Here is a 12663-nt window from a genome sequence, read left to right on the forward strand (position 1 = left end):
GATAGCTTTTCAGAAAACGAAAACAAAAAATTGATGTCAAACATGCAAAATAGTGGGCAATCGAGATTCGGTATGCTATCATTAATCTTAGTTTTCGAAGGTGAAAATAGTATCAATAAATATTAAAAAATCTATATTAATAATAGAATAACTTCGTAAGAGAAAAGCGAAACGGATGTGTTTTTAATAATCAGGGGAAGAAAACATTGTTTCTAAATCTGCTATTAGCCAAAAACAACTTTTAAAGGGGTAAAAGTCCAGAAAAAGTAAGAATCCAAGCTCTTGCGTGGGAGGAGGTAAGGAATGAACAGGTTTTTTAGAAATGCGATATTTTATGTCATAATATTCCTTGTTATTATCGGGATTGTTGCTTCATTTAACTCAAACAAAGAGGCAGCCAAAGATATTAGCTATTCAGAATTTGTGAGTAAGTTAGAAGATGGTAAAGTTAAATCCGTAGAAATACAGCCAGACCGTAGTGTTTATACAATCAATGGGGAATTTAAATCTAGTGATAAAAGTTCCGACGACAAAAAAACTGGTCTTGGACAAAGCAAAACAAGTAGCACTGCTTTCACAACATACGCTTTAAATAGTGATACTTCTCTAGGCGATTTACAAAAAACGCTAGATAAAGAAGACGTGAAAATGAATGTAGTGCCTGCCAAACAAAACAGCGGTTGGGTTACATTCCTAACTTCTATTGTACCTTTTGTAATTATCTTCATCCTCTTCTTCTTCCTAATGAGCCAGTCTCAAGGTGGCGGCGGTGGTAAAGTAATGAGCTTTGGTAAAAGTAAAGCCAAACTTTACAACGACGACAAGAAGAAAGTTCGCTTCACAGATGTAGCTGGAGCAGACGAGGAAAAACAAGAACTTGTTGAAGTAGTAGAATTCCTAAAAGATCCGCGCAAATTTGCGGAACTTGGCGCACGTATTCCAAAAGGTGTTCTTTTAGTAGGTCCTCCGGGTACTGGTAAAACCTTGCTAGCTCGTGCAGTTGCTGGTGAAGCAGGCGTGCCATTCTTCTCTATCTCAGGTTCAGACTTTGTAGAAATGTTTGTCGGTGTCGGTGCAAGCCGTGTCCGTGACTTATTCGAAAATGCGAAGAAAAATGCACCATGTATCATTTTCATTGATGAAATTGATGCAGTTGGTCGTCAACGTGGAGCTGGAATGGGCGGCGGTCACGATGAACGTGAACAAACCCTAAACCAATTACTAGTTGAAATGGATGGTTTCGGCGGCAATGAAGGTATCATCATTATTGCAGCAACTAACCGTGCAGACGTACTTGACCCAGCGCTTCTTCGTCCAGGCCGTTTTGACCGCCAAATCATGGTTGATCGTCCAGACGTGAAAGGCCGTGAAGCAGTACTTCGTGTTCATGCTCGTAACAAACCACTTGCTAAAAGTGTTGATCTAAAAGCAATCGCTCAACGTACGCCAGGATTCTCTGGTGCCGATTTAGAAAACTTACTGAATGAAGCCGCACTCGTTGCAGCTCGTTCCGATAAGAAAGAAATAGATATGAGTGATCTCGATGAAGCTAGCGACCGCGTAATTGCCGGCCCAGCTAAGAAAAATCGTGTTATCTCTGAAAAAGAACGCCGCACAGTCGCTTATCATGAAGGTGGTCACGTAATCGTCGGAATGGTACTTGATGAAGCGGAAGTCGTGCATAAAGTTACCATTGTTCCTCGTGGGCAAGCTGGTGGTTATGCTGTAATGTTACCAAAAGAAGATCGCTTCTTAATGACGAAAGCTGAGTTAATGGACCGTATTACTGGTTTACTCGGTGGACGCGTAGCCGAAGAAGTTACTTTCGGTGAAGTAACAACAGGTGCAAGTAATGACTTTGAACGTGCAACCGAACTTGCTCGCCGCATGGTAACTGAATGGGGTATGAGTGATAAGATTGGACCACTTCAATTTACTTCTGGTAACGGTCAAGTATTTATGGGCCGCGATTTCGGTAGCGACAAAGGATATTCCGATAAAATCGCCTACGAAATTGATACAGAAGTTCAAAGCTTAATCCGCTACTGTTATGACCGCGCTAAAACAATCATTACCGAACATCAAGAACAACATAAACTTATCGCGGAAACATTACTAAAAGTAGAAACTTTAGATGCTCGCCAAATTCGTTCCCTATTTGATGACGGTGTAATGCCTCCAGATATCGATACGATTGACGTAGAAGCAGAATATCCTTCCGAAAAAGACGAAGAAGTAGCAGGTAAATCTTTTGAAGAAGAAAGAGAAGAGTTAAAAGAAGAAGAAAAAGTCGAAGAAACTCAAGAAGAACCAAAAGAAGTCACTTCGGAAGATGCTCCAAACATTGAGCAAACGCCAAACGATAAAAAAGACGAATAAAATCAAAGAGGCTGGGCTTTCCCAGTCTCTTTTTTGAAGCTATATTATTCGGATTTTTAAGTAAAACATGTTATGATACGTTAGAAAAATCTTCTAAAGGACGGTATTTATACTTATGATACTTGTAATTGACGTTGGCAATACTAATTGTACTGTCGGAGTTTATGAAAAACAAAAGCTTCTAAAACATTGGCGCATGACAACAGATCGTCACCGCACATCTGATGAATTAGGAATGACAGTCTTGAACTTTTTTTCGCATGCAAATTTAACGCCTTCTGATATTCAAGGAATTATTATTTCGTCCGTCGTTCCACCAATTATGCACGCGATGGAAACAATGTGTGTACGTTATTTTAATATCCGACCATTAATCGTTGGTCCAGGAATAAAAACTGGTTTAAATCTCAAAGTAGATAATCCGCGCGAAATTGGATCTGACCGAATCGTAAACGCCGTAGCTGCATCTGAAGAATACGGTACCCCGGTTATCGTAGTCGATTTTGGCACTGCAACCACATTTTGCTATATCGATGAATCAGGTGTATACCAAGGTGGCGCGATTGCTCCAGGCATTATGATTTCGACCGAAGCCCTCTATAACCGTGCCGCAAAACTTCCTCGTGTAGATATTGCTGAATCTAGCCAAATCATCGGTAAATCCACCGTGTCATCTATGCAAGCGGGTATTTTTTACGGTTTTGTAGGCCAATGCGAAGGGATTATCGCAGAAATGAAAAAGCAATCCAACGCAAGCCCAGTAGTAGTTGCAACAGGCGGGCTCGCTCGGATGATAACAGAAAAATCTTCCGCAGTAGACATTTTAGATCCATTTTTAACATTAAAAGGTCTAGAACTTCTATATAGAAGAAACAAACCGACTACAGAAAAATAAAAGGAGTTTTATATAATGAGTGATTATTTAGTTAAAGCGTTAGCCTACGATGGCATGGCGCGTGTATATGCAGCAGTAACAACCGAAACAATCAAAGAAGCGCAAAGAAGACATGATACATGGTCAGTTTCCTCTGCCGCACTTGGCAGAACGATGACAGGGACGCTTTTCCTTGGAGCAATGCAAAAAGAAGATCAAAAAATCACTGTTAAAATCGAAGGGGACGGTCCAATTGGTCCAATCGTTGCTGATAGTAATGCACAAGGCCAAATCAGAGGATACGTAACAAATCCACACGTTCATTTCAGCGAACTAAATGAAGCTGGAAAACTAGATGTCCGCCGCGGGGTTGGGACATCCGGTATGCTTTCGGTTGTAAAAGATTTAGGCTTTGGCGAAAATTTCACCGGACAAACACCAATTGTTTCAGGTGAAATTGGCGAAGATTTTACGTATTACTTAGCAACATCCGAACAAATAAACTCTTCCGTCGGTGTAGGAGTGCTTGTTAATCCAGATGATACGATTGAAGCGGCAGGTGGTTTCATGTTGCAACTACTTCCTGGCGCGACAGACGAAATCATTGATGAAATCGAAAAAAATCTGATGGCTCTACCAACAGTTTCTAGAATGATTGAAGCGGGCGAAACTCCTGAATCTATCCTAGCTAAACTAGCGGGCGGAGAAGATAAATTACAAATTTTAGAAAAAATCCCAGTTTCTTTTGAATGTAACTGTTCCAAAGAACGCTTTGGCAGTGCAATCATTTCACTTGGAAAAGAAGAAATTCGTTCCATGATAGAAGAGGATCATGGCGCAGAAGCAGAATGCCATTTTTGCCGAAACACTTATGATTTCTCAGAAGAAGAATTAGAAACGTTGTATGAAGAAGCAAAATAAAGAAAAAGGAGCGCCTAATTGGTTGCTCCTTTTTAAAAGAGGTTAAACTTGACAAAACAGGTCGGAATTAATTAAACTAGATGAAAGACCTAAAATAGATAGGAGTGCTTTAATAATGACAATTGCAAATTCAATCACTGATTTAATTGGAAAGACACCTATTGTGAAACTTAATCGTTTGCCAGAAGCAGGAAGCGCGGATGTATACGTAAAATTAGAATTTCAAAATCCGGGTGGTAGCGTAAAAGACCGTATTGCTAATGCAATGATCGAAAGCGCTGAAAAATCTGGTGCATTAAAACCGGGTGACACAATTATTGAGCCAACTAGCGGAAATACAGGTATCGGCCTAGCAATGGTAGCAGCAGCCAAAGGTTACCAAGCAATTTTCGTAATGCCAGAAACAATGAGCTTAGAACGTCGTAAATTACTTCAAGCTTACGGTGCGAAATTAGTTTTAACACCGGGACCAGATGGCATGAAAGGTGCAATTGCTAAAGCGGAGGAACTTGCAAAAGAAAATAACTATTTTGTTCCACAACAATTCCACAACCCAGCAAACCCAGCTGTTCATGAAGAAACAACTGGACCAGAAATCGTTGAAGCTTTCGGTAAAGATGGCTTAGATGCTTTCATCGCGGGAGTGGGAACAGGCGGAACAGTAACTGGTGTAGGACACGTACTTAAAAAGAACTACCCAGACGTTAAAATCTATGCCCTTGAACCAGAAGAATCCCCAGTACTTAGTGGCGGTTCTCCATCTCCACATAAAATTCAAGGTATCGGTGCTGGCTTCGTTCCAGATACGTTAGATACAAAAGTATATGACGGCATTCTAAAAGTTTCAAGCGAAGATGCCCTAGAAACAGCGCGTGAAGTAGCGAAAAAAGAAGGTATTTTAGTGGGTATTTCTTCCGGAGCAACTATTAAAGCAGCTCTAGACCTTGCGAAAGAACTTGGTGCTGGCAAAAAAGTACTCGCAATCGTTGCGAGTAATGGCGAACGCTACTTAAGCACGCCGCTTTATAATTTTGAAGATTAATAATCAGAGAGCCTAGATTTTCTAGGTTCTTTTTTATGAAAAAAAATAAATGCATTTCTTACTATTTTCTAATCAAATGCACAGCAGAAACTTTCTTTTCTTGGTTAATATATAGTCATAAGCTAACAACAAGCAAAACATTTTCATTCTTTCCCCTTTTAGAATGAAGATCCCAAACTCCCTTTTTGACCAGTGTGGTTTACTCCCTTTTTCCACACTGGTTTTTTGATGCGAAAAATGAAAAGAAAAACCGAGAAATCTCATGAAACTTTAACAAAAGTCACAGCGTATCCACCAAAAACTTGGTTAATATATAGTTATAAGCTAACAACAAGCAAAACATTTTCATTCTTTCCCCTTTTTAGAATGAAAATCCCAAACTCCCTTTTTGACCAGTGTGGTTTACTCCCTTTTTCCACACTGGTTTTTTGATGCAAAAAATGAAAAGAAAAACCGAGAAATCTCATGAAACTTTAACAAATATCACAGCGTATCCACCGAAAACTTGGTTAATATATAGTCATAAGCTAACAACAAGCAAAACATTTTCATTCTTTCCCCTTTTTAGAATGAAAATCCCAAACTCCCTTTTTGACCAGTGTGGTTTACTCCCTTTTTCCACACTGGTTTTTTGATGCAAAAAATGAAAAGAAAAACCGAGAAATCTCATGAAACTTTAACAAATATCACAGCGTATCCACCGAAAACTTGGTTAATATATAGTCATAAGCTAACAACAAACAAAACATTTTCATTCTTCTCCCCCCTTTTAGAATGAAAATCCCAAACTCCCTTTTTTGACCGATGCGGTTTACTCCCTTTTCCGCATCGGTTTTTTTGTGCGCTAAAATCACTAAATTCTGCTATAATAAATCTCGGAAAGAGGTGTTTGGGCTTGAAGAAGTGGAAAAGGGATCACCTAGGTATGGTCATGGGGATATTGAATGTTACGCCAGATTCTTTTTCAGATGGCGGGAAATATATGCAAGTAGAAGAAGCGGTGGCTCGAGCGTTACAAATGGCGGAAGATGGAGCAGCGATTATTGACGTTGGAGGAATATCTACTCGTCCTGGTTTTTCGGAAGTAACCCCCGATGAAGAACTTGCCCGAATTATACCGGTCATTAAAGCTGTCAGGACGAAATTACCCGATATATGGATTTCCGTTGATTCTTGGCGTGCTGAAGTAGCGGAACAGGCTATCTTAGCGGGAGCTGATATGATAAATGACCAGTGGGGTGCGAAAAAAGAACCGAAAATTGCCGAAGTTGCTGCAAAATACGATGTACCGATTTGTTTAATGCACAATCGTGAGAACGCGCAATACGACAATTTTTTAGAAGATGTGAAAAAAGACTTGTTAGAAAGTATTGCCATAGCTAAAGCAGCATCAGTACCAGACGAGCATATTATTCTCGATCCAGGTTTTGGTTTTGTTAAGACACCTGCTCAGAATTTAGAAGTGTTACGACGGATTGATGAGATAGTCGCACTTGGTTACGAGGTTTTACTCGGTACGAGCAGGAAGTCAACTATTGGGCTCGTCCTAGGAACTACTCCTGGAGATAGAATGGAAGGAACTGGAGCAACAACTGTCTATGGATTTTCGAAAGGTTGTACAATTACTCGTGTCCATGATGTACTTCCAATTGCACGTATGGTGCGAATGACAGATGCAATCACGGGCAAATTAGATATTACAAATTTATAAAGAGGTGCTTTAGTTGGATAAAATTTATTTAAACGAATTAGTGTTTTACGGATACCACGGAGTTTTGAAAGAGGAAACAAAACTGGGGCAAACATTTCGCGTGTCACTAATTCTTGGACTTTCTACCAAAAAAGCGGGAATATCAGATAGCGTAGAAGATACAGTCAGCTATGCAGACGTATATGAAACAGTAAAAGAAATAGTAGAAGGAACGCCATTCAAATTAATCGAGGCGCTTGCCGAAAAAATTGCAACGGAAGTTTTAACTGGTTATCCTCTATTAGAAGAAGTGACTGTAAAACTTATTAAACCAAATCCTCCAATTCCGGGACATTATGATTCTGTTGCAGTAGAAATTGAACGTAAAAGAAGAGATTTGAATGGCTAAAGCATTTCTGTCAATTGGTACAAACATTGGCGAACGTTTAGAAAATTTAAATGACGCACTAAGTGGTTTAGCTGCCTCAGATAAAATTAATATCACCAACGTATCTAGCGTATACGAAACAGATGCAGTAGGTTACGAAGATCAAGCAGCATTTTTAAATATCGCTGTAGAAATTGAAACGGACTTTCCACCAATTGATTTATTAGATTTTTGCCTTGCGCTCGAACTTGAATTGGGGCGAGTTCGATTATTTAAGTGGGGTCCGCGACTCATTGATATTGATGTTTTATTATATGATGATGTTAAAACCGATACAGAAAAGCTAAAAATCCCACATCCTTATATGAAAGAACGTGCTTTTGTGATGATTCCATTAATAGAAATTTCACCAGAAAAAAGCAATCTTGTAGAGAATCCGGCCCTTTTGGAAGAACAAGGTGTTCGGAAAATAAAAAATCAAGTCAACTGGTAAAATTGGCACTTGCAGAAAAAACTGATTATGATAACATAGCACTAGCGCAATTTAAGAGGAAGGGGTTTTACCATTAATGTTTAAAATAGGTAACGTAGAAATTAAGAACCAAGTAGTTGTGGCGCCGATGGCAGGTATATCCAATTCCGCATTTCGTCTAACAGTCAAAGAATTCGGAGCAGGCCTCGTTTGCTGTGAAATGATCAGCGACAAAGGAATCGCATACCGTAATGCTAAAACACTTGATATGCTATATATTGATGAAAAAGAAAAACCACTGAGCCTGCAAATTTTCGGTGGCGAGAAAGAAACGCTTGTGGAAGCCGCGAAATTCGTAGCTGAAAACACAACAGCCGATATTATTGATATTAATATGGGTTGCCCGGTAAATAAGATTATCAAATGTGAAGCTGGAGCAAAATGGCTACTTGATCCAAATAAAGTGTACGACATGGTAGCTGCTGTAGTGGATGCTGTTGATAAACCCGTAACAGTGAAAATGCGTATCGGCTGGGACGAAGAACATGTCTTTGCTATCGAAAATGCACTTGCTGCTGAACGTGCCGGAGCTGCAGCTGTTGCAATGCACGGCCGTACTCGTGTGCAAATGTACGAAGGTAGTGCGAACTGGGATGTACTAAGAGACGTAAAACGCGAACTGAAAATCCCGTTCATGGCAAATGGGGACGTGAGAACCCCAGAAGATGCCAAACGAATTTTAGAACATACTGGAGCAGATGGAGTAATGATTGGTCGAGCTGCACTTGGAAATCCGTGGATGATTTATCGCACGGTGAAATTCCTAGAAACAGGCGAACTTCTCCCAGAACCAGAACCACGCGAAAAAATGCAAACTGCCATGCTACACCTAAACCGCTTAGTCGAGTTAAAAGGAGAAAACATTGCAGTTCGTGAATTTAGACAACACGCAGCTTATTATCTAAAAGGAGCTCGCGGAAGCACTCGCGCGAAAGTGGCTGCTAACCAAGCGACAAAACAATCAGAGATGGAAGCAATTTTAAATGAATTTGTTCTTCAATATGAAGAAAAAGCATTAGCGAAACAAGACTAATTAGGATTGCCTCGAGATTTCGGGGCAATTTTTAAATTTATACTAGAAAAACCAGACCGAAAAAGCGTATAATGGAAACATCTGTAGAAATGAATAGAATAGGAGTGTACCTATATGAGTAACGAGAATCATGAAGAACTAAATGACCAACTCATCGTCCGTCGTGAAAAAGTGGACACATTGCGCGAAGAAGGCATAGATCCTTTTGGCGAAAAATTCATCCGTTCCATCAGCCCGGAAGAAATCGAAACAAAATTCGCTGATAAATCAAAAGAAGAACTTGAAGAAGCTGCTATTGAAGTTTCTGTAGCAGGTCGTATTATGACAAAGCGTGTAAAGGGTAAGGTAGGTTTCACACATATTCAAGACCGTTTCCATCAATTACAAATCTATATCCGTAAAGATGCGATTGGCGAAGATGCTTACGCAGTCTTCAAATTAGCGGATCTAGGTGACATTATTGGTATAAAAGGAACTATTTTCCGTACTAATACAGGTGAACTTTCTGTTAAAGCAACGGAATTCACTTTGCTTTCCAAATCGTTACGTCCACTTCCTGATAAATATCATGGTTTAAAAGACGTAGAACAACGCTATCGTCAACGCTATTTAGACTTAATCACAAACGAAGAAAGTCAAAATCGCTTTGTGATGCGCAGTAAAATCTTGAAATACACTCGTGATTATATGGATAACCAAGGATTCTTAGAAGTAGAAACTCCGGTGCTTCATACAATTGCTGGTGGTGCTGCTGCAAAACCATTTATCACGCACCATAATGCGCTTGATATGGAATTATACTTACGAATCGCTTTAGAACTACACTTAAAACGTCTAATCGTTGGTGGGATGGATAAAGTGTACGAAATTGGCCGTGTTTTCCGTAATGAAGGAACATCCACGCGTCATAACCCAGAATTTACAATGCTAGAATCCTATGCAGCATACGAAGATTATGAAGATGTTATGGATCTGGTAGAAGGTTTAGTATCCACGGTATGTAAACAAGTAAATGGAACAACAGAAATAACATACGGTGAATACAAAGTAGATTTAACTCCTAACTGGCGCCGTATCCACATGGCAGATGCTGTAAAAGAATACGTAGGAGTGGATTTTTGGAACGTAACTTCCGATGAAGAAGCGCTTGAACTAGCAAAAAAACATGATGTGCCAGTAACGGAACACATGACATACGGGCACATTCTTAATGAGTTTTTCGAAACATACGTAGAAGAAAAGCTCGTTCAACCAACCTTTGTTTACGGGCATCCGGTGGAAATTTCCCCATTAGCGAAGAAAAACAAAGAAGATGAACGTTTTACTGACCGTTTTGAATTATTTATCGTTGGTCGTGAACATGCAAATGCATTCTCAGAATTAAACGATCCAATTGATCAAAGAGAACGCTTTGAAGCGCAAATGAAAGAACGTGAGCAAGGTAATGATGAAGCACACGGAATGGATGCAGATTTCCTTGAAGCTTTAGAATACGGTCTACCGCCAACTGGTGGACTTGGAATAGGTATTGATCGTCTAGTAATGCTATTAACAGATGCCCCGTCTATTCGTGATATCCTATTATTCCCAACTATGAAACACCGCGACTAATTAAAAATCCAGAGCTGATTATATCGGTTCTGGATTTTGTTGTTTTCCCAGAAAAAAACAAATTTGCCAAAGAGAAACTTTTTCTCAAAAATATGCTTGCAATCCCTATAAAAACATGATATATTTATAAACGTTCCAGTTAAACAAACACAAAATGTTCATCAAGAAATTAAATTTTTTTGAAAAAACATCTTGACTTTGTTAACTAGATAGAGTAAGATATAAGAGTTGCTGCTAAAGGCAACGAAGAAGAAAAAGTGACCTTTGAAAACTGAACAAAGAAGAAGACGAAAAGCAATGAGACGTAAAGTCTCACTGGTAATCGCAGGGCAGAAAACAGAAAGCTGTTTTCAACAAAACAAACTAGTAATTTAATTGCTAGCGAAGTCAATTTGACGCAAGGAATCTTATTCACGGTGTTGAATAAGTATTCAAATTCAATTTATATTTTAAAGAGAGTTTGATCCTGGCTCAGGACGAACGCTGGCGGCGTGCCTAATACATGCAAGTCGAACGAACGGAGGAAGAGCTTGCTCTTCCAATGTTAGTGGCGGACGGGTGAGTAACACGTGGGCAACCTGCCTGTAAGTTGGGGATAACTCCGGGAAACCGGGGCTAATACCGAATGATAAAGTGTGGCGCATGCCACGCTTTTGAAAGATGGTTTCGGCTATCGCTTACAGATGGGCCCGCGGTGCATTAGCTAGTTGGTAGGGTAATGGCCTACCAAGGCAACGATGCATAGCCGACCTGAGAGGGTGATCGGCCACACTGGGACTGAGACACGGCCCAGACTCCTACGGGAGGCAGCAGTAGGGAATCTTCCGCAATGGACGAAAGTCTGACGGAGCAACGCCGCGTGTATGAAGAAGGTTTTCGGATCGTAAAGTACTGTTGTTAGAGAAGAACAAGGATAAGAGTAACTGCTTGTCCCTTGACGGTATCTAACCAGAAAGCCACGGCTAACTACGTGCCAGCAGCCGCGGTAATACGTAGGTGGCAAGCGTTGTCCGGATTTATTGGGCGTAAAGCGCGCGCAGGCGGTCTTTTAAGTCTGATGTGAAAGCCCCCGGCTTAACCGGGGAGGGTCATTGGAAACTGGAAGACTGGAGTGCAGAAGAGGAGAGTGGAATTCCACGTGTAGCGGTGAAATGCGTAGATATGTGGAGGAACACCAGTGGCGAAGGCGACTCTCTGGTCTGTAACTGACGCTGAGGCGCGAAAGCGTGGGGAGCAAACAGGATTAGATACCCTGGTAGTCCACGCCGTAAACGATGAGTGCTAAGTGTTAGGGGGTTTCCGCCCCTTAGTGCTGCAGCTAACGCATTAAGCACTCCGCCTGGGGAGTACGACCGCAAGGTTGAAACTCAAAGGAATTGACGGGGGCCCGCACAAGCGGTGGAGCATGTGGTTTAATTCGAAGCAACGCGAAGAACCTTACCAGGTCTTGACATCCTTTGACCACTCTGGAGACAGAGCTTTCCCTTCGGGGACAAAGTGACAGGTGGTGCATGGTTGTCGTCAGCTCGTGTCGTGAGATGTTGGGTTAAGTCCCGCAACGAGCGCAACCCTTGATTTTAGTTGCCAGCATTTAGTTGGGCACTCTAAAGTGACTGCCGGTGCAAGCCGGAGGAAGGTGGGGATGACGTCAAATCATCATGCCCCTTATGACCTGGGCTACACACGTGCTACAATGGATAGTACAAAGGGTCGCGAAGCCGCGAGGTGGAGCTAATCCCATAAAACTATTCTCAGTTCGGATTGTAGGCTGCAACTCGCCTACATGAAGCCGGAATCGCTAGTAATCGTGGATCAGCATGCCACGGTGAATACGTTCCCGGGCCTTGTACACACCGCCCGTCACACCACGAGAGTTTGTAACACCCGAAGTCGGTAGGGTAACCTTTATGGAGCCAGCCGCCGAAGGTGGGACAGATAATTGGGGTGAAGTCGTAACAAGGTAGCCGTATCGGAAGGTGCGGCTGGATCACCTCCTTTCTAAGGAAAAGGAAACCTGTGAGTTTTCGTTCTTCTCTATTTGTTCAGTTTTGAGAGGTTAGTACTTCTCAGTATGTTTGTTCTTTGAAAACTAGATAAGAAAGTTAGTAAAGTTAGCATAGATAATTTATTATTTATGACACAAGTAACCGAGAATCATCTGAAAGTGAATCTTTCATCTGATTGGATGTATCA

Annotated in this window: 9 protein-coding genes and 1 rRNA gene; all 10 read left to right on the forward strand. The window is 41.0% G+C overall.

What is annotated here, in order from left to right; all coding sequences use genetic code 11:
• Positions 1 to 303 precede the first annotated feature (303 nt).
• The gene (gene ftsH, locus CKV70_RS01060) at positions 304 to 2379 is read left to right on the forward strand and encodes an ATP-dependent zinc metalloprotease FtsH (protein ID WP_003733155.1); all 2076 of its coding nucleotides are present in this window, start codon (positions 304 to 306) and stop codon (positions 2377 to 2379) included.
• Between the two features lie 115 nt (positions 2380 to 2494).
• Positions 2495 to 3274, forward strand: coding sequence for a type III pantothenate kinase (locus CKV70_RS01065; protein WP_014600417.1), 780 nt, complete (start codon positions 2495 to 2497; stop codon positions 3272 to 3274).
• A 15-nt stretch (positions 3275 to 3289) separates the two neighbouring features.
• A complete protein-coding gene (gene hslO, locus CKV70_RS01070) occupies positions 3290 to 4174 on the forward strand; it encodes an Hsp33 family molecular chaperone HslO (RefSeq protein WP_003723744.1) in 885 nt (294 codons plus the stop codon).
• A gap of 115 nt (positions 4175 to 4289) precedes the next feature.
• A complete protein-coding gene (gene cysK, locus CKV70_RS01075) occupies positions 4290 to 5216 on the forward strand; it encodes a cysteine synthase A (protein WP_003723745.1) in 927 nt (308 codons plus the stop codon).
• An 895-nt stretch (positions 5217 to 6111) separates the two neighbouring features.
• Positions 6112 to 6927 carry a dihydropteroate synthase gene (folP, locus tag CKV70_RS01095; protein ID WP_010989377.1) on the forward strand — a complete coding sequence of 272 codons (816 nt, stop codon included), beginning with the start codon at positions 6112 to 6114 and terminating at the stop codon, positions 6925 to 6927.
• Positions 6928 to 6940: 13 nt separating this feature from the next.
• The gene (gene folB / locus CKV70_RS01100) at positions 6941 to 7315 is read left to right on the forward strand and encodes a dihydroneopterin aldolase (protein WP_014600418.1); all 375 of its coding nucleotides are present in this window, start codon (positions 6941 to 6943) and stop codon (positions 7313 to 7315) included.
• Complete coding sequence (folK, locus tag CKV70_RS01105) at positions 7308 to 7787, forward strand: 2-amino-4-hydroxy-6-hydroxymethyldihydropteridine diphosphokinase (RefSeq protein ID WP_003723749.1); 480 nt, start codon at positions 7308 to 7310, stop codon at positions 7785 to 7787. Before folB ends, folK begins: the two co-directional genes overlap by 8 nt.
• Positions 7788 to 7863: 76 nt before the next feature.
• The gene (dusB, locus tag CKV70_RS01110) at positions 7864 to 8859 is read left to right on the forward strand and encodes a tRNA dihydrouridine synthase DusB (RefSeq protein WP_003723750.1); all 996 of its coding nucleotides are present in this window, start codon (positions 7864 to 7866) and stop codon (positions 8857 to 8859) included.
• Positions 8860 to 8973: 114 nt separating this feature from the next.
• Positions 8974 to 10470 carry a lysine--tRNA ligase gene (gene lysS / locus CKV70_RS01115; RefSeq protein WP_014600419.1) on the forward strand — a complete coding sequence of 499 codons (1497 nt, stop codon included), beginning with the start codon at positions 8974 to 8976 and terminating at the stop codon, positions 10468 to 10470.
• Positions 10471 to 10918: 448 nt separating this feature from the next.
• Positions 10919 to 12468: ribosomal RNA gene (locus CKV70_RS01120) — 16S ribosomal RNA — on the forward strand.
• Positions 12469 to 12663 lie beyond the last annotated feature (195 nt).

The sequence above is a fragment of the Listeria monocytogenes genome, assembly GCF_900187225.1.
GTDB classification, from domain to species: domain Bacteria; phylum Bacillota; class Bacilli; order Lactobacillales; family Listeriaceae; genus Listeria; species Listeria monocytogenes.